General features: G+C 67.1%; 6 protein-coding genes and 1 pseudogene. 1 reads left to right on the top strand and 6 read right to left on the bottom strand.

Features of this window, described 5'->3' with window-relative positions; all coding sequences use genetic code 11:
• Window position 1 precedes the first annotated feature (1 nt).
• Window positions 2-1,588 carry a TIGR02677 family protein gene (locus ACGF4F_RS26020; protein WP_393081077.1) on the bottom strand — a complete coding sequence of 529 codons (1,587 nt, stop codon included), beginning with the start codon at window positions 1,586-1,588 and terminating at the stop codon, window positions 2-4.
• A 254-nt stretch (window positions 1,589-1,842) separates the two neighbouring features.
• Here ACGF4F_RS26020 and ACGF4F_RS26015 point away from each other — a divergent pair.
• A pseudogene (locus ACGF4F_RS26015) lies at window positions 1,843-1,989 on the top strand (IS3 family transposase); the annotation flags it as partial.
• A 437-nt stretch (window positions 1,990-2,426) separates the two neighbouring features.
• Here the strand turns inward: ACGF4F_RS26015 and ACGF4F_RS26010 are convergent.
• The 5 genes from ACGF4F_RS26010 to ACGF4F_RS25990 all read right to left on the bottom strand — a co-directional run bounded on the left by ACGF4F_RS26010 (window position 2,427) and on the right by ACGF4F_RS25990 (window position 19,699).
• Complete coding sequence (locus ACGF4F_RS26010; RefSeq protein WP_393081075.1) at window positions 2,427-2,981, bottom strand: hypothetical protein; 555 nt, start codon at window positions 2,979-2,981, stop codon at window positions 2,427-2,429.
• 152 nt (window positions 2,982-3,133) lie between these two features.
• Window positions 3,134-5,344, bottom strand: coding sequence for a UvrD-helicase domain-containing protein (locus ACGF4F_RS26005; RefSeq protein WP_393081072.1), 2,211 nt, complete (start codon window positions 5,342-5,344; stop codon window positions 3,134-3,136).
• A complete protein-coding gene (locus tag ACGF4F_RS26000) occupies window positions 5,341-11,823 on the bottom strand; it encodes a DEAD/DEAH box helicase (protein ID WP_393081069.1) in 6,483 nt (2,160 codons plus the stop codon). Before ACGF4F_RS26000 ends, ACGF4F_RS26005 begins: the two co-directional genes overlap by 4 nt.
• Window positions 11,811-16,889 carry an Eco57I restriction-modification methylase domain-containing protein gene (locus tag ACGF4F_RS25995; protein WP_393081066.1) on the bottom strand — a complete coding sequence of 1,693 codons (5,079 nt, stop codon included), beginning with the start codon at window positions 16,887-16,889 and terminating at the stop codon, window positions 11,811-11,813. The genes ACGF4F_RS26000 and ACGF4F_RS25995 overlap by 13 nt, the downstream gene beginning before the upstream one ends.
• Entirely contained in the window at window positions 16,886-19,699 is a 2,814-nt protein-coding gene (locus ACGF4F_RS25990; protein WP_393081063.1) for a DEAD/DEAH box helicase, read from the bottom strand. The genes ACGF4F_RS25995 and ACGF4F_RS25990 overlap by 4 nt, the downstream gene beginning before the upstream one ends.
• Window positions 19,700-19,719: the final 20 nt, after the last annotated feature.

The following is a 19,719-nucleotide window of genomic DNA, read 5'->3' as shown; positions in this document are numbered from 1 at the left end:
TTCAGCCGTCCGTTCCGGTTGCCGCACCGGGAGCGCTTCCCGATGCGACGCTGTCGATGGCGGTGACCTCGAGGATCAGGCCGTCGATCGTCAGATCGCCGTCGAGGGCGTGTATCACGCTGGACCGGGCGGGTGCGCGTCGGGCGTGCAGGATGAATCCGAGGTCGGTGTCGGCCCATTCGAGCGCGTCGCTGTCGTCCTGGCCCATGGCGAGCAGCTCGCCAAGCCGGTCGAGGGCCATGTCGCGGGCGGCGGGCGCGATCCGCACCCGGTCGAGGACGCCGGCTGCGATGAGTTCCGCCGCTGCGGCCTCGTCGCGCTCACGCTCGGCGCGTGCCTCGGCGAGCTGGATTTCGCGCTCCATCGCCACGTCGGGAACCCGGGCGGTCCTCCCTCGGGCTGCGCGATCGCCTCGCTCGCGCAGTGACACCGGCACGTCGACCGGGTCGGCGTCCCACCACGAAGTCGAGGCGCTGGCACGCGGGCTGACCTCGTCCGGGCCGAGCAGCAAATGCCGGGCAGGATAGACACCGAACGCCGCGGCGAACAGCCGGTGGGCTTTCTCTGTCTCCGCAGTGGTGTCGGCATCGGCGAACCAGCGAGCCAGTCGCAGTAGATCTCCGCGGCGCGACACACCAGTGCCTGCGGCCGCCAGCATTCGTTTGGCATTGGCCAGCAGTTGACCGAGGGCCTGTTCGGCTGCGGCGCGCAGCTGCTGCGGGCCGGACCGGCCATCGTGCCCGCCGTACCAGGCGGCGAACTCTTCCCAGTCGGCCCGGGTCCGGCCGGGTAGCCGCTCGGCCGGCGAGCCGTCCGGGCTAGTCATCGTCGGTAGCGTCGCGAGGACTTCGAGCAGGGTGTCGAGGTGGTCGATCAGGGCTGCCGCGCGAGCTGCGACCGCCGGTGAGTGCCGCGCCACGTCGGCAGTGATCAGATCGACGTACGACAGGAGGAGCTCCTTGAACGCCGCATATTCGTCGCCGACCAGGTCATAACGGGAGAGGACCTGATGCAAGTAGGCGTAGAAGTCGCGGACGCTGTCGGTGAACAACTGCTGGCTGGTGAACAAAGTGGTGACGTCGGCGGCGAGCGCTTCGGCATCCACAGATCCGGTCGCGTCAGAAAGCCGCGTCTGGATGCGGTCGAGCGTCTCCACCATGCCGCCGAGCAGCTCACGAGCGACGTCCCGCACTCCGGTGGTGGCACGCAGCAGGTCCGCGACCTGGCGGTGCACCCGGCCGCCCAGCTTGGATACCTGATATCGAGAACGAGACCGTAGAAAATCGGCTACCGTAGCTACCCGGCTGTCGCGTACCGACCGAACAAGGTTGCCCCAGCCTTCCAGCTGCCGGCACCTGGTCTCCACGTCGTCGAGAGCGAGACCGACGCCCCGTTCAGCGAGTTGCGCGGCAACCTCGGCGGCCGACAGGTCGGTAAGCAGGGTGTCGGCGAACAATCCCATGATCGCGATGTACTGCCCACGCACGGCCGGGTCGTCCGCGGTCGCATACCGGTACAGATCGAGGCGATCGAGATCTGAGCGGTCCCCCACGCCGACGCGATCGTCCGCGCCAAGCTCGTCGCCCATCACACTCCCTGATGCCACCGCGTCGCTGCCCGCGAACACTACGACGAGCCTCTGACACTCCCGATCGGCACTGAGGGTACTCGATTCATTACCGTAGCCCGGGATGCTCCTCCGCCGACACTCGACGCGATGATCGGGCGTCATCAGCGGTGAGATCGGCTTGCCGAGGTGGGGTAGCCGGAGGTTTCGTCCGTCCGATGATGGACGTCCGCCCTTCGACGGGATCGGCGCGTCGATCAAAAGCTCATCACGCGCAGCACTGGCACACCCGCCACTACTTGCGCCTGACGATCGTGACCTCGATCGAACGCACCTACCACCGCCGCCGCCGGCAACGACGCCTCGGACGGCTCACCCCCATCGAGTTTGAATCGATCAACAGGCCCGTATGCGCGGCCTGAACCACTCAACCCCCGCGAGTCAACCCAACCCGAGGCAGTCCCAATCGCCGGTGACGGCCGCGCTAATTGCGCTGACCACCAAGTGGGCGGTTCGCAAGGCGCCCGGCTGTGGTCCCGAAGTCCTGCAAGGGCACCCGCCTCTCGTAGGCGGACCCGGACATGCCGGTGAACCGGCGGGTCAGCTTGCAGGCCCTCGACCACCGACGCCGCTGTCGGTCGGCCCCGACAGCTGGATGCAGGACACCGAGGAGGGCCATTGCCTGCGCAGTAGGTACGAATCCCGGTTGCCTGATGCACATAGGTGCCTCGCTAAGTCGGCAAGACGCGGTGACTCCTCGTTGCACACGACCCAGCCCAATCCACGTGTCCATCAACGGCGTCGACGTGGGAACCTGCTGCAGACCTGGCACTCGACTATCACAATCGGCTCGCCCCAGTCAGGAAGCGGCGATCCACTCCCAACGAGGAAACCCGCCATCTCTCGGAAGTATGATGAACACGGCGTGCTGGTAGTAGAACGGGCTCGCCATGAACGCGCGCAGCTTTTCCCGGTCGTCTTCGTGTCCGCCGTTCTCCTCCTTCTTGACCTCGACGACGAGCAAGTCGTCGTCGGCCGACAATCCAGAACGGCGGTGGACGATGATGTCTGGGTAGACGTCATGTTCCTCGTCGTTGCTATCGAGGGCGGCGGCCGTGTCCCGCTGACCAGCGGTAGCCGGTTGCTGCTCGGAGACTTGAGCGGCGAGTGCGACCCGGCGCCGGCGCAGCCGCTTCTTGACCCCGTCGATGTGCTGCGGATGCCACCGGTCGTAGTCGACGTCGACAGACCACTCTGGCAGCGCGGCCTCGATGGTTCCAGCCAGGTGCCGTGCGATGTGAAAGACGATCGATCGTTCGTGCGCCCGCTCCACAAAGAGTTCGCGTTCGCGCATATATGCCGCCTGGACAGCATCCTGCAGCATGTCTTCGATCCGGCCCCTACCCGCGCCCACGTTGACTACTCCTCACTTGGCCTCGATCCACCGATGAATGTCAGATCGGCGGGACGCCGAAGATAGAAGTTTCCCTCTGAGCTGCCGACCGATCCGCCGTCGGCGGTGCTGCGCTCAACGCAGAACTGGCCGCCATCGGGATCGGCCAGCAATCAAGACCGCGCAGCATCTTGCTGCACGAGGCTTGCTGGGAGGAATGGGCTTCTTGGCCCATGCCAGAAGACGGCGAGGTCGTCGCGCGCTCGAGTGGCCGCGACAAACAGGCGGGATCGATCTCGGGCACGTTCTTGCTGATAGCGCTTGGGGTCAGCGTCCCGGTAATGGTCGATCGCACGCCGCGGAACGAGGCCGTCGCTGGCACCGGCGATGATGACGCGCTGGTATTCGAGGCCCTTGAAGCGGTGCATGGTCCCCACGTGTACGCCGTCAGGGCGGACCGGGCCGTCGGGGCCGATTTCGACGGCTTGGATGCCGTCATCGGTGAGCCACTGGATAACGTCGCTGACGTACTCCCTTGTTGGGACGCAGACGGCGGCCGAGCCGTCGGATGTGTTGGCCCAGGCCCGGAGCTGCCCGATGATCAAGTCGCGTTCCTGAGCCCAGGTCGGAGCGCCGCGGAAGGTCGGGGGTGCGCCGTGCAGCAGGGAGCGGTAGCCGTTGAGGGTGTCGGTTCCGCCGTCCAGGTCGTCGTAGGTTTCCCCAGTGAGGAGTTGGGTTGCGACCTTTAGGATCTCGCGGGTGGTGCGGTAACTGATGGTGAGCCGGGAGGATCGGCGGCCTCGGATATTGATACCGACGGTCGACAGCGCGACCTGGTTGTCGTAGAGCCGCTGGTGGGTGTCGCCTGCGATGAATATGTCGTCCGGGCCGATAGGGGTCATGGCGCGCAGGAGGCGCCAGTGGGTGGGGCTCAGATCCTGGGCTTCGTCCACGACGATGTGCTGGTAGCGGTAGCGCAAGGTCTGGCCCGCCGTGTCCCCGGCGGCTTGGATGCGGGCTTCGCGGTCGAGTTCGAGTCGGGCAGCGCGGGCGGCGATCTGGCGCCAGGTCCAGACGCCTTCGCTGTCGAGTTCCTTGGTGAATCGCTCGGTGATCTGCCAGATGGCGTCTCGGTCGTCGCGGGTGATCGGCTTGCCGCGGCCGACGCGCCGAGCGCGGAAGTATTCGTCGCGGGTGGTGGCGGCCTGGCCGAGGATGACGTGCGCCCACTCCGCGTTGAGGAACTCGGCGTCGAAGCGGCGTTCGCCCAGTTCGAGCAGGAAGGTGTTCCAACGTTTGAGGGCGGCGGCCTCGTCGATGACGCGGCGTTTGGTGTCAGTGCCGGCCTCGTTGACGATGCGGCTGGCGAGTTTGTCGATATTCACGATGTCGACGCGGGCGCTGAGGTCGGCTCCAGCTAGGTCGAGTAGGCGGGAGCGGAGGTCGGCGGCGAGGTTCCGGTTGAAGGTGGTCAGCAGGATCGGTTTGTCCTTGCCGGGTTCGAGGCGCTCGGCAAGGTATTTGACGCGGTGCAGGGCGACGATGGTCTTGCCCGTGCCGGGTCCGCCGCTGACCCGCGCGGACCCCGGGTAGGGGTGGTTGACGACCTTGCGTTGGGTGGGGTGCAGGAACACCTGCCAGCGGGCGAAGGATTCGGCCAGGATCGCCTGCAGCGCGGAGTCGTCGGTGGTGACCTGTGTGGCCGGGTTGGCCGAGGCTGCCGCCCAGTCGTCGGTGTCGACGGGATCGTCGGCCTTGACCGGGGTGGTGACGAGGTCGAGCACCTCGTCATAGGTCTTCTCGTCGTGCAGTGCGAGCAGGACGTCGGCGGTGAGGGCGGGCACACAGTCGACGAAGCGCAGCAGGTCGTCGTCGGTGCGCAGGCGGCGGATGCTGGGCAGCAGGGGCTCCGCCACACCCAGATCGGTCAGTTGCTGATCGGTGTATGAGTCGAACAGAGCAGGAGCCTTGACGGGCTTTTCGGGAACAGCCGCCGGGTCGCCGGCAGGCAGGAGCCGGCCGACGATGCTGTCACCGACCGCGGCGAGGTCGATGACCTCGATGCCCCCGGTGACCCGGTTGATCTGGTACGAATACCGGTCAAGATCGTCGTAGACGTCGCTGCGATGCCGGACCGACACGAGCAGAAAGTGCCGCTCACCGACGTTGAGCAGGATGGCGCGGTAGGCGTCGGTGACGCGCGCGGAGTACAGACGTGAGCCTTTGAGTTGCTTGAGCCGCAGGCCGTGGGCTTGGGGGTTCTGCCGAAACTTCGACTGAAAGTTGTAGACGGCGCCGGCGTCAGCCCTGGACAGCGCGAGGATCTCCTTGTCCGCGCGGTCCAGGATCTGCAGGATGACCGGGCGTTGGCTGGTGTCAGTCATGCGTCTCCTCCGGTGACCAGGGCGGCGAGTTCGTCGACATCCCATTCCTTGGCCGGGCGAACGTGCCAGCCCGCGGCAGCGAAGGCCGCGTCGCGGTCCTGCTCTTCGATCTCGGCCGCTGGGCCGTGAAGCCGTTGGACGACGGCTATCCGCAGGTTGGGCCAGGCGAAGTCGGCCTGCCAGCCGTCCTCATTTAGTTCGTATCCAGCCACGGGGGCCGGTACGTGACGGCTGATCAGGCCATGTAGCAGCGTTTCCACGCCGGATTCCTCCAGGTCTGCCAGTTCGACGACACGTTGCCAGGCGGAATCAACCTCGTCGGTGGGTGCCATCGCGGGTGGGGCTGGTTCGGCGCTGCGACCGAGCCACGTGGCGGTCTGCTCATCCAGCGGTTCAGGGCGGTGGGCCGCGATGAGGCCGGTGCCCTCCGCCGCGTACAGCAGCGTCGGATCGAACGAATCGAGGATGGTCCGGGCCAGTTGCGCGGCATCGCCGTCGCCATCGGCCAGGAACTGGATGACGTTGCCCCACCAGAGCCACGCCGCCCACCGGCGCTTGTGCTGTGAGTCGGTACCTACCGTCGCAGCACGGTCGTCGACGACGGTGAACGCGGACCACACCGGGCGTCGGGGGTCGGTTCGCTGGTCGAGTATGAGTACGAGCGGGCAACCGTTGGCATCGTCAGCACGGACAACGGTGATCCGGCCGCCGGCCACCGGAGGCGGCAACGGTTCGCCGTGGACCGCCGCACCCACTCGGGCGACGACGCCGGTCGAGTCGGTGATGACACGCTGGTTGTCCGGCTGGCGCAGCAGGCCGGCCAGGGTGGCTTCGGCGCGGTTGCGCCACAGGTCCAGGTCGGGGTCGCGCAGGAACTGCAGCAGCAGGTCGATCGGGTTTCCCCAGACGAGATCGTTGAGCTGCTGCGGGTCGTTGCCGGTCTGCTGTCGGTAGAGGTCACGGGCGGCTTGCTGAGCGAGGCCCTGGTAGGGCGGCCACACCGGGTCGTGGCGGGTGCCGCCGTTGCGCCAGGATTGAACGTCGTCCCAGGTGATTGCGAAAACGTGCAGGTCGTGAGCGCGGAGCCGGGTGCGTTTGACGGTGTCGTCGGCCAGCCGGTTCACTCCGGGTGGCGGGCTCGCGTGGTACTGGTAGCCGTCGAGGTAGACGGCGACCTCCTGCGCGGCGGCGTCAAGCCGCTTGAAGTGAACGTCCGGCCGGGTGCCGGTGATGGTGTTCTGTAGTTTCATCCGCCAGTGCACCACGCGCCCGTCGGGCGCTTCCAGGCGCAGGTCGGCGAAGCGCGCGCCGTCCGTGTCGGCCCGCCGGGTCAGCCGTACGGTGGGGTCCTGCTCGGCCCAGGCGATGAGTTTGTGCAGGAACTTACGCTCCAACTCGCTCTCGACCAGGGGTGTCAGCGAGATCTGGTCGGCGGGCCCCGCGTCGGTGGAGATCTGCCAGTCGTTGAGGAGCTGGCGCAGGATCTCCAGTGCCTCGTCCCGGCTCATCAATGGGAAGTCCTCGTCGCGGGCGAACCGCAGCAGGCAGCGGTGGCATGCTTTGCGGCCTTCCCGGTTGCACTCGCACCCGGTGATCGTCTCAACGGCCGTCTGCAGTACCTGGTGGAACTCTCGGTCGGCCGATAGCCGGTGTAGATACCCGGTCCCAGAGGGCTGGATGTCGTACACGACCAGGAACTGGCGGACGTTGTCGCTGTCACGGTCGGCCATCGGCGCCCGGACCACCCGCAGATGGTCGGGCTCGCCGCCGTACTTGACCGTGATACCCAGCATGAGCGCCGCGGCGAAAGACACCACGCGCTCGTCGACGAGGGCGGTCGCCGCCGGGATGAGAATTCGCAGCGCCTCTGTTTCCAACTCGTGCACGAGCAGGAGTGGTGTGTGGGTGGCCGTGTAGGGCGAGCGGCGGTGCCGGCACCAGGGCTGGTGGTGTTCGGTCCCGGGCGCATGGCTGCCGAGCGCAGGACTGGCGCCCGAGACCGGATCGCTACCGGGGATGCTCGTGGCGGTCGGCGGCGGGCCGTCCGCGGTGGTCCCTCCGCAGTCCACGCAGGTGTAGAACGGGTTGAGCCGCACCAACGACCCGGCGAAAGGATCAGTTGCCGGCCGGTCGAAGCGGGCCGCACCCAAGTTGAACTCGCGGATCTTCGCGTGCCTGGTGTAGTCGACGCCGAACGTGACCTTCTTGTGGCGCCACGGGTTCTCGATCTCAGCGATGTCCACGGCAAACGTCGTGGTGTACCGGCGTTGCGTCCGCTCATCGGTGTCGTCGCGGATGCGAGCGTCCTCGCGGCGATCCCGGGAACGTACGACAGTCGGGCGCAGGACGTGGTGCAGGCAGCCGGCATCCGCGATGGCCGGGGTCTTGCACCGCAGGCAGTTGCTGGTGTCGGCCACCGCGTTGGTCGTACGCACGTAACCGCAGGACGGGCAGATCCGCCACCGCTCGTACAAGGGCCGATCCGGCCGTCCGATCTCCAGGCCGTCGATGGTGTGCCGGTAACCGCGTACGTAATAGGTGTTGCCCGGTGCCAGCTCGACCAGTGCGGTACGGGCAGGCCGCGAGTATTCGCGCAGCTCACCCCCGAACCGGCGGTCTCCGTCGTCGGTCGACTCCTCCCAGGTCAGGGTGGCATCCAACACTGTCCGTGAGTCGATCAGCGAGTAGTTGGGCAGCAGGCCGAACTCGACCATCGTGGCGTGCGCGCTCGCGCCGCCGATGTCGGCGAGCCGGTCGCCGACCGCCTTGCGCTCGGCCCTGAGTGCACGCAGCTCCCGCGCCTGGGAGGGATCGGAGGCGATGAGGCCGGCCATCGCGGCGTTGATGGCCTCCTTGCGCCGGCGCAGGCCAGCGAGCCGGTCTTCCCAGCTCTCGACGAACTCGGCGATCGCCGCGGCGATCCCGTCGGTGGCGAAGGTGGCTAATTCCTTGGCCGCGCCGTCGTCGACGGCTCCAGCAAAGAGGTTGAGGAAGTCCGCGACCAGCCGCTCGCCTTCGGCGAGGGCTGTGGTCACCAGGTCATTGAGCCAGCCGCTGTCGCCGAACAGCACGGACGCCAATCGCGGCATCGGGGCGACGTCCGTCAGCCGATCCCGGGCGGCGAGGTCGATCAAGTACGCCAGATACTGCCGACGCAGAATCGCGACAGCGGACAGGTAGCAGCCCGGTGGGCGGATCTGGCCGGCGATCATGTCGCGCGGCTCGCTGAGGTAGTAGCGGTCGCGTTCGCGGCGGCCGACGAAGGTGAGCACCAGCGAGTTGCCGCTGGTTCGGCCCGCCCGGCCGGCACGCTGCACGTAGTTGGCCGGCCCGCGCGGCAACGAGCCGAGGATCACCGCGGACAGGTCACCGATGTTGATGCCCAACTCCAGCGTCGGGGTGCAGGCGAGCACGTTCGGATCGGTGTACCGCTCGCCCTTGCGGAAGGCCTCCTCGACGCTCTCGCGCTGCCCGCGAGTGAGCATGCCGGTGTGCTCGGCGGTCACCACCCGGAAGACACCACCGTCCAGATAGAGACGCCGGTAGTAGTCACCGGCCGCAGTCGCATCCTGCGCCGCGACGAACCGTCCGCCGCACCGGTATCGCAGGCACCGCTGCCCGACCCAATCGGGTACGCGGGTGGGCGGCACCGTCTGCTCCCACGCACACGAGTCGCACCGCACCCCGGCCTCGGCAGCCTCGTCGTCGCTGAGCCGGACCACGTTGATATGCCCTGGCTGCAACCCGTAGACGACCGTCGAGCCGTCCACGATCGTTCGCGACGTGAGCACTCCTTCCCGGGCCAGCACCGCGAGCAACTGCGGCAGATAGCGGTCGGCCTCGGTGCGAGACAGACCGAGGCAACGCATCACCCAGTCCTGGTACCAGTTGTTCGCCGCGGACAGGACATCAAACTCGGTACGGCTCTTCGGCGCGGTCATCGCGAACGACGGTGCCGACAGGCCGTGCGGAAAGGCGGGCATACCGTCCGGTCGGCCGCCCCACACCTGCCAGCGGCGGCCACCCTGCTGCACGTACGGCTCCAGCCAGGCGTGCCGAACGCCGCCACGGATCCGAAGCCGTTCCAGCAACCCGCGAACCATGGTGGCGAACGCAGCGTCGTCGGGCAGCGAATTCAGCGTGGGCTGCGGTCCGTTCAATAGCACGTCGCGGCACAGCGCGACGACCCTGGGCAGATCGTCGATCACGACCTCGACGGCGGCGGTGCGGGTCAGCTCCAGCGTCCGGCCCTGCCGGGACCGCAGGCCGACCTCCATCACCGTGGCGAACGCCAGCCGCTCCCCGATCAGCCGCCAGGTGTCCCGGTTCGCCATTCCACCGGAGAGCAGCGCGTCGACTCCGGGGTCGTCGTGCAGATCGGGCGGGACCACCGCGGCCAGCGTCGCTGGGTCACTCGCGGCCTGGATCACGTCGGCGATGACCTCGTTGAGGCGTGCCGGGATGCCCGGACTCAACTGATTGGCTAGCAACGCCCGGAGCGAGAAACTGTACGACCGGTTGGCGACGAAACCCGCGCGGTGGGCGGCATCTTGCACCGAGTCGTTGAACAACAGCGTCTTACGCTCGTTGCCGACCAGCTCACCACCGATGAACAACTGAGTCACCGCGACCGACGCGAGGCTCGCCAGTCCCGCGCCGAGGAACCGGATGCCGTCATCGAGTCCACACGCCGGGCACCGGTCAGTCTCGGCGTCCCGATCCCGGTACAGGTCACCGAGAACCACGACCCCACCGTTGGCCACACCGGCGCGGTCGACGCCAGGGTTGAAGGGACGGATGTGAGTGCCGGACGCTTCGAGAACCAGCAGCCCGGCACCGGTACCACCATGGATCTCCTCGCCCGTCGCCGCGATCAAGGACCGTACTCGCCGCTTGTCCCGCCCCACGCTGGCCCGGTAGATCTTCTCCGGCTCACCGATCAGCTCCTCGGGGTCGCGCTCCGGCGAGATCGCGGACCAGCCCGACCGACCGCAGTGCCGGCAGTAGATCGCCGGCAACAGAGCATGTCGACGGTCAGCCACCACCGAGTCCACGTCCGAGGTCTCCACCTCGGCACCACGCGGAAGCTCACCGGACCACCCGAACGCTGGTGCCGCCGCAACCGCACGCAGCAACCGCGACACCACGCGTACCCACATGTGGGTCTCGACCGCCAAAAGCGGCAGATCCGGCTCCTCGGGAAGCCGCGCCATCGACAGCAACGCCACGAAGCGAGCCAGCGCGGTCGCCGCCACCTCCGGCTCGACCCGGAACGCCCGGCCCCACGAGTAGGCGCCCTCCCGCGGCACCAACTCCAGGACCTCCGCGAACGTCTGCGGCCGGTCGCCCAGCACTCTCAACACCGCCTGGGTCAGGATGTGCTTCCGCAGGCCGGCACCGAGCGCGACCGGCGTCAGGTCGTCGCTGCCGAGCACCGCCAGCGCGATCGCCCGCATCGCGTCCGGGTCCCGCGAAGGATCCGGGAGCGCCGCCAGCTCCGCGGGCTCCGGCAGCGGGAACGCAAACTCGATCTCCTTCAAGACGTCGTCCGCCGCTGCCCGGGATTCGCCGATCACCGCTTCCTCGTCGAACTCGGTGCCGAAGACCTGCGCGGCGACATCACGCAGATCCTCGGTCACGTCGCCCGGCCCGCCGTGTCCCAGCGTCGCCGACGTCGCGACCGGGCATATTTCCCCCAGCGGACTTCCCGGCCGAGCCTGCCCGGTCACCGCAGCCAACCGCCGCAGCAGCATGGCCACGTCCGTGCCCTGCGCACCGTCGTAGGTGTGGAACTCGTCGAGCACCACGAACGCCAAGTCGGCGCCGTCCCACAACCTCTTGTCCTCGGAGCGCTGCAACAGCAGGTCGAGCATCTTGTAGTTCGTGATGAGGATGTCGGGCGGATTGTCGCGGATCTCCTGTCGGCTGGTCATGACCGGCGTTTGTGGCACCTCGGCGACGTCACCGATGTACAACCCGGCGGTCACCGCCGACAGTGCAGACTCACCGGCGAGAACGTTCCTCAATCGCAGGGTCTGGTCAGTGGCCAGGGCATTCATGGGATACAGGAGGACGGCCTTGACTCCGGTCCTTCCTTGCTGCCGGGCGCGGCGGCAGTGGTCCAGGATCGGGTAGAGAAACGACTCGGTCTTGCCCGACCCCGTGCCGGTGGTGACCAGAGTCGGGCGCGCCGGCCCGCCTACCGTGCTCAGCCGAGCGAACGCCTTCGCCTGATGCTCGTACGGCGAGAACCCGGCCGGAAGCCAGCCCAGCGGTGACCGCCACTTCTTGCTCACCCGCCGGAACGGCATCCGGACCCGCAGATACGGGCCTCGGAAAATGCCCTGCTCCGGATGATTGAGGAACCCTGCGAGCGCCTCCCGAACCCCGGTGTCGGCGAGCGCGAACGTCGTCGTCAGGTACTGCGTCAGCGTGTGCCGGAGACTCTCCGCAGCCAGCGTCGGCCTCACGGCCGCCACCCCGCATCCTTCGCCGCCTGGAGCCGCGCATTGAACACCGCGTGAGCCTGCCGCATCTCCGCCGGCCGATCCGCCTTGAAGAACGGTCCCGAATATCCCTCCGGTGGCGGCACCTGCTCAGGGTCTTCCAGGTGGGCCATCAACTGCACGAAGTGCTCCTTGGTCTGCCCGTTCCCGTACTGGTTGAAGTTCGCGGCAAGCCTTCTGCCGCTCACGTCGAACCACATCTCGGCCTCGTAATCGACCAACTGCGGGAACCTTGCCAGGTAGATCGCGACGAGTTCCTCGGCCCCGATGCCCAACCATGTTGCTACCAAGGCATCGATTTCCACCAGCGCGGCACGCCGCTCCCGCTCGGTCCGCAACGGCGTAGCCGGCGTCCACGTCGGACCAACATCGTTCAGCGGCGGCAGCCCATGCCAGTCGGCGGCCCATGCCTCGTCCGCGGCCCAGGATTCCTGATACAGGTTCTTCCAGAGGTCCGCATACGCATCAACTAAACAGTTCAGGCGCATCGTCCGGAGCAGCAGCGACGAGACGAGGGGATGATCGTCTGAAGGCGCGGGCATCGCGTTGGCCTCGGCGACCTGGAGATCGGCGCGACCGGTGATTCGGAGGAAGTAGTCGAGCGGAAGGGAAGCCCAGAACCCCGCGACAAGCGCGGTGGCCTTCTCGGTGGGCATGGCCAACGAGTGAACCGCGTGGATGTGGGCGGGTCCTGGCGGAAAAAGCGACGCGAACAACGACCGCTCGGTGCTGAAGGGAATCCGCCGCCGCCAGATCAGCCGCGAGAAGTCGGTGTAGGGCCTGCTAGCTATCTGGCGAAGGTAAGCCTCGACCTGCTCAGCATTGGGGGTTGAACCCAGGAGCGCCGACAGTTCGTCCCGCGCGGCCTCCATCGCGGGAGCAGACCCGTGCAGATCCCGGAGGCGGTCGAAGTCCGTCCACCGGTCCTGTGCGGCAATATAGCGGTCAGGTTCGCAGGCACGTACGTAATCAGTCGTGGCAACCGCATCGCCAGGTAGTGAGACTAGGTCGATAGGCTTGTCGGTATGAAGGGTGTGCGGCGGTTGCTTCGCCACCGGCGTCGCAACAGCGAACTGCGGCCCACGGAGGACCACTTCTCGCCAGTCGTCCGGCTCGGCGAAGCGGGCTCGGATGAGACCCGCAGTCTTCGCGCCGGACTCGTCATAACCGCGAGTGATCGCAGGGTTTAGCGAGCCGAGGCGATGGTCCCAGGCCGCCAGCGCCGCGATAGCCGTCTGTTCCACGGTGGTCACCGGGTACAGGAGTTTGGTCTCTGCCAGCGGAACGTCGGTATCCCCGGCGAGTCCACGCCAGAGGGACAGCACGTCGGCATCGACGTGGACCAGGCGAGACCGGTGTGGCCGCAGATCCCAGTGGCCCTTGTACTTCATCACGGGAGCGTCGCCGGAGCCGTCGTGGTCAATCGAGCCCGCGAGCGTTGTGGGGTCGAAGAGCCAGCAAGCATGATCGAAATCGATGGTCTTCGACACCCCGTAGATGTTGACGGAGAAAGGCCGGTTCCAGTCGATGTCCGGGAAGATGAGGCGCCGGTTCTGGAAGTGAGCGTGCAGCCGGAGATGAGTGAAGGCAGCAGCCCGCAACTTCCCGTCGTGGGTGCCGACAAGGTGGCCGTCTTGATGGATGAGACTGACGATCCCGTTGCGGCCCAGGTTGCCCCATGCCCGGCACATAAACGCCTTGTAGAGGTCGGGTTGAGTGCCGGCGAGCAGCGGATATGTCGGGGTGGTGCCGAGGAAGGCGACCATGCCGGCGTTCACCGCCAGTTCGACTAAGAACTCACGCCGCTGTCGCGTGTCGTTGAGGTGGGCCTCCTTGCGCTCGCGCCAGATCTCGGCGGGCGGGGAGGCTTCGAGCTTGAACCACGGGTCTCGTTCGGCCATGACGCCTGCCTCGTCCCAGCGGGGGCGGACCCACGGCGGGTTACCGACTTGCAGGTCGAATCCGCCGTTGGCGAAGACCTGGGCGAATTGCAGCTCCCAGTGAAAGAAGCCCTGTTGGTCGGCGATCTCCTCGACGGTGGCCAGCCAGGGGAATCGCTCCGCGATCCGGGTGGGCCTCTCCATGCCGGTCCAGTGGAGCAACTTGTCTTCGTACTGTTCGAGGGTCTTGAGGTCGTGGAACGTGGCGACGAAGGAATCTTCGGGGATGTCGCTCGTGCCGAGGAGGGCTTCGCAGAAGTCCAGCCAGTCGTCCAGGCTGGCGAGCGGGACCTTTCGGGCGAGCCGAACAGTGATCCTCTCCCTGCTGATCCGCGTGGTCTGCGGCTTGTTGGGGGTAGGAAGGGCGAGCTGCTCAGGCAACCCCATCTCACTGAGGCCGAACAGGACCCCATCGCCCCACTCGCTGACTGCGGTAGCTTCCTCGGGAACAAGCCGCTCCTCGACGCGGGAGACCGACTTCGCAGCCTGTTCGTATTCGGGTGCTGTTCCGTCGAGCAGGGCGGCACGGTCCAACGGCCAGAACCACAGGGCGCACCAAGCGTCCATCAGGGTCTTGAGCCGCCAGTACGGTGCGCCTACGGCTTCGAGGGCGGCGAGGATCTCCTCACGGCTGGCCGAATCGTCAGCAGCCGGCAGGCCGGTCGCACCCCACACGTCGATATGCCGGCGGATCTTGTCCTCGGAGAGTTTGACTCGTTGCCGGACCAGGTCCCACAGCATTTCGACTCGGCCGGCGAGGTTCTGAAGCCGGCGAACCCGGGACGACTTGGTGTCCGGTTGGCGCAGGATGCCCTTGCGCCAATCGCGCAGCCGCGCGGCGTCCTCGGGAGCCCACGTGCGGGCTTCCCTCTCCTTAGCTACGGTTCCCCAGCCGTCCGCCGGGAGCAGGAAGTGGTGGATCTCGTCGGCGGGCAGCGCGCCGTCGCGAAGGGGTCGGTCCTGCGGCGCGGCGGTGAGCCAGGCACGCTTGGCCAGGGCCTTCTTCGGGTACGTACGGCGGCAGGCTCCGATGAGCGAGTTGCCGTGGCGCAGGTGCAGGCCGAACCACGGTGCCTGGAGCCCGGCGTGCATGACGTTGAGCCAGATGGACACGTCGGCCAGCTCGACCGCGGTGGGGTTGAGGTCGACGCCGTAGCAGTTGTGCAGCGCGATGTACGCCTTGGTTTTCTGCAGCTCGGTGGTGTACTGCTCTGGGTCGAGGGTCTGTTCCTTCTGCTCCTGCGCGCGGCGTAGGTACTCGGCGGCGACCTGGTTGATCGCCTCGTTGAGGAATGCGCCGGAGCCGAGAGCCGGTTCGCAGATGGTCCAGGTGAGCACGTCTTCGGGACGTTGCGGTGGGCGTTCCTCGATGAGTTGTTTGAGGGCGAGTCTGACGGTGACCTCGGTCAGTGATGGTGGCGTGTAGTACGAGGCGCTGGTCTGCCGGTCGCGACCGGCTAGCCGGTAGACGAACTTTCCGGCCTTGTAGTAGACGCGGTCACGGCGGCCGTCCTCGTCGACGCGGGTGACGAATACGTCGTCCGGGAATGTGTGAACGGTGGAGGCGCGGATCATCCAACTGCCGTCGCTCGCGTCGCCACCCTTGGCAACCTCGTATAGGTCCTCGTCGGCGATGAAGCCGGTGTAGGACATCAAGCCCTCATAGACGGCGCCGAGCTGGTTAATGCCGAGTTGTGCGTACGAGATGAAGCCGCCGCGTTCCTTCTTGTTGCCGCGGGTGAGCATGAGCAGCCGCAGGACGGTGTGCAGGGTGGCGTTGCGCAGCCTGGTGTCGATCGTCCGCGCGTCGGGCTCGTCGGGGTCGTCGTCGGGATGGACGAATGCCTTGAGTCCAATATGTTTGATCGAGCCGTCCAGGAAGAGGTTGGACTGCAGCGGCTCGAACCGGATGCTTTCGCCTTCGCTCGTGGTGTCGGTGATCTCGGCGGTGCCACGTTCCCGGTAGCCGTCGTTGACTTTGTGGAACAGCAGGTCGAGCGACTCGTACAGGTGAAAGCCGTTGGCGGCGGACTCGCCGACGAGCGGCCGGGTCACCAGGTCACCGAGCCGGGCCAGGCTGTATCCCTCCATGTACTCGGGGTAGTCGACCGGCAGCACGCCCAGCTCGGGGCGGGCCTCGGCATACAGAAGGAACAGGATGCGGTAGAGGTATCGCAGGGATTGTCTGGCCAGGGACCGGCCGAGCTCGGCAGGATCCATGAGCTGTTCGGGGCGGACACCGGCCTCGGCGATCCGAGCCAGGACCTCGTTGGCGATGTGCTCGACGGACAGTCGAATGCCTTCACGCAGTTCCGCGGAGACGCCGACGGCGTTCTGGCGGGAGCCGGCGACCAGACCGGCAAGCGGTTCGATGCCGCCCTCGGGCGGAGGGCGGAGGGCGTCAGCGCTGAACAGGGCGGCGATGACGTCGAGTTCACCGGCGGCCCGGGTGTCGTTGCGGGCGTACGCGGTGTCCAGCGCGGCGGCCAGGTATCGGCCTTCGCCCCAGGTGAGCCGGTCGGTGAGGACCAGCACGCCGCCGCAGAGGATCAGCACGTAGCGGGGTGGATCCTGTTCCGCGCCGAACAGCCAACCCGCCAGGGCGAATCCGGCCTCGATGCGGTCCCGGCGGTCCAACTCTACCGGGTAGCGGAGCCGACCGGCGGCCTCGTCGGGGTCAACGACCTCGTCCGGGTCGATGGCCCAGCCGCACTCGATGACCACGATGCCGGGCTCAGCGTGCGCGACGACGAGCTCGAATTGGTGGTTGGCGCGTTCCACGGTGATCGGCTGCGGTTCGCGGTGCGTCGTGCCGGCTTCCAGATAGCCGAGACGGGTGAGGACGGTCGTGTGCAGGTCGTGCAGGACGGCGCGCCGTTTCTCCGCGTCGCCGAGGTCGGCCAGGTCCGTCTTCGCGTCGAGGTAGTCACGGCGCAGCGCCCGGATGCCGACGCGAGGAGTCAACCGTCCGTCGGATTCCTCCCGCGCCCATCTGGCGAGCAGTCCCTCGTCCTTCTTCTTCAGGTCGCGCGGCAGCACCTCGGCGAGGTAGTACGCGGACAGATATTCGCCGCGGTTGGCGATCGCGTCGAACGTCATCGTCCCTCGACCCCTTCGTCGGTAGGGGCGACGAGCACAGCCAGCAACCGAAGCAGTGGTTCCCCGTCGGTCGCGAGCCGGCCGACGAGATCCTCCTGCTCGGCAACCGTCGCCTCGACCGCACGCTGGCGACGAGTGCGCTGACCCGCACTGGTCTGGTCATCGTCGAACAGGCTGGCCTGCACCCACTGATGAAGTTGCCGGCGGTAGTCGCGGATCGGCTGCTCCACGACTTCGTCCCAGTGCTGCCGTTCTGCGGCCAGATGGATGCGCGCGATGTCGATCGCGGCTGGAACCCACTTCTGCAGCGGCTCCAAGTCGAGGGGTGTCAGTGGATTGGTCATGTTCGGGCCGACCCGCGCCGCCACGAGCGCCTCGGGCAACGGCGTGACCGTGGGCTGTTCGGCCAGGCCGCTCACGGCCATCCAGTCGACGACGGTCGGCTGGCCGAGGCGGTTGCAGTAGACGCCTTGCACCAGATAGGTCGGCTCCTTCACGTCAGCGAGCAGCACCGGCGCCTGCTGGCGGCCGAGCCGAAGCAGAACCTTGTCGACCAACCACTCGACCACGGGGTGCACGTCGCTGACGAAGGTGACATCGGGCCACGCGGTCTTGCTCAGCCGACGCGCCTGCGCCAGCTTCGCCTGTGCCACGTCGCGGTCGAAGGTCATTCGTAGCCGCAGCCCGCGCTCGGTGCGCTGCGCCGCCAGGTAGGAACGCGGCAGGTCGGACAGCCGCGGCGTGAGGTCCGGCGGCACGTCGAAACTGAGCAGACCCGGTTCTCGGTGCAACGCGATGGCGTCCTCTGCGGCGTCGAAGACCTCGGTCAGCGCTTGGTCGACGAAAGCCTCTGTGCTCTCGAACAGCGTCGGGACGGTCGCTTTGGCCGGCATCGGGTTGCCGGGTGTTTCACCCACGCCGCCCAGCAAGTCGGCCAACACGTCACGTTCCTCGGCCGCGTCCAGTGACTGCTCGACGGTCTTGCCAGCGAGCAGGTCTTGGATGAGGCGACGCTCTTCCCGTTCCGGCAGATACTCCCCAGTGATCGCTTCGGCGCTGCCGAGGCTGCGGTGAGCCTCCTCTTCTCGCTTGAGCAGGTGCTCGGCGACGGACCGGTCGTCCAGCGCGCCGTCGACCGACGAGGTAAGGATCAGTGCGTCGAACTGCGGCTGGTGTTGCTGCCCGTACCGGTCAATCCGGCCGTTGCGCTGCTCGATGCGGATCAGGCTCCACGGCAGATCGTAGTGGATCAGGTGGTGACACTGCGTATGCAGGTTGACGCCCTCGGAGGCGATATCACCGGTCAGCAGCAACCGTACGTCGCTGCCAGCCAACGAGAACTCCTCGACGATCTTCTGCTGCTCTTTGTCCGTACGGCCGCCGTGCATGACGCGCACGGCGGCCTGGGACAGCCCGAGTCGCCCGGGAACAACCTCGGCAAGCCATTCAAGCGTGGACACCCGCTCCGAGAAGACGACCACTCGCCTGTCGCTCCTGGCCCCAACGCCGATGCCGGTAAGCAAAGTGATCAGAGCGGCCAGCTTCGCCGAGTCACCGTTCGACATGACGCCGGCCAGGTCCCGCAGACGGGTCAGCGCGGCGCGCTCGCCGGGATCGGTGCAGTGCTGCGAGCCGAGCCGGTTACGAACGGTATCGGCCAAGGCTCGGTGCGAGGACAGGAACGACTTGATCAGCGTGTACGGCAGCAGTCGCCGTCCAGCCCCTGTACTCACCCCGTCCCTGGTCAGCCATGTAGTCGTCAACTCCTGGAAGATCGCTTCCTCCGCCGGGGTAGCCGTGCAGCGCGTCGGCACCGATGGACCCCGGTCCGCCCACTGCCCGCCGATCTGGTCCCGAACTTCCGGGCTGATTTTCGTTCGGCGCAGGTAAACGTGGGCGATGTCGGCAGCGGTGTAGTTGTCTTTGTCCGCGATGGCGGCGGGGTCGAGCAGTCGGATGAGGTCAGCAAACGAACGCTTGTCGCCGTTGTGCGGTGTCGCGCTGGCCAGCAGCAGAGCGTCACTGCGAGAGGCGAGCAGCCGGGCCAGCCGACTACGCAGGCTGGTTCCACCGATCAGATTGTGCGACTCGTCGATGACGACCGCGTCCCAATAGACTTTCTTCAGGTGGTGCTCGTACTCGGCGACCCGTTTCAAGGTGTCGATCGAGATGATGATCCGCCGGAAGTACGTGAAGGGATTCCGGCCGGCCGGGATCTCGCGCTGGATCCGCTCTAGGCCGGTGGAGTCGAGCCGCACCAGCGGGATTGAGAACCGCGTCCACATTTCCCGCTGGAACTGGTCCAGGATGTGCTGCGGGGTGACCACCAGCATGCGCTCGCCCCGGCCGCGGCGCACCAGCTCGGCCAGGATCATGCCGATCTCCAGCGTCTTGCCCAGACCCACCACGTCCGCGAGCAGGATCCGCGGCCGCAACCCGGACAGCGCCAACTCGGCCGGCCGCTGCTGGTAGACCAGCGGATCGGCGACGAACCCTCCGGACAACGCTAGGCCGGTCTCCGACCGCGGCAGTGGCGTCCGGCGCAGGACCGCCTCCAGGAAGAGACGGCTCCGCCGGAACCGTGGCGAGTTGTCGGTCACCAGCACGGTGTCCTCCGGGCGGAGAACCTCGACGGTGTCGATCTCCGTGAAGAATGTGGCGGGCATGTCCCGGACGTATTCGGAGACCCCGATCGCCTCGATCTTCGCCCCGTCGGTGTCTGTGGGTACCGCTCGCTTGACCAGCCACTCCTCGTCCCGTACGAGGATCCGCGCCCCCGGCGGAAACGGTGACCGGTGTTCCGTGCTCATAACTCTCGCATCCGTGATCT

The organism is Micromonospora sp. NPDC047740 (genome assembly GCF_043204735.1).
In the GTDB taxonomy this organism is placed as follows: Bacteria; Actinomycetota; Actinomycetes; order Mycobacteriales; family Micromonosporaceae; genus Micromonospora.
The sequence above is the reverse complement of the archived record's forward strand: the minus strand, read 5'-3'. Positions and strand labels throughout refer to the sequence as shown.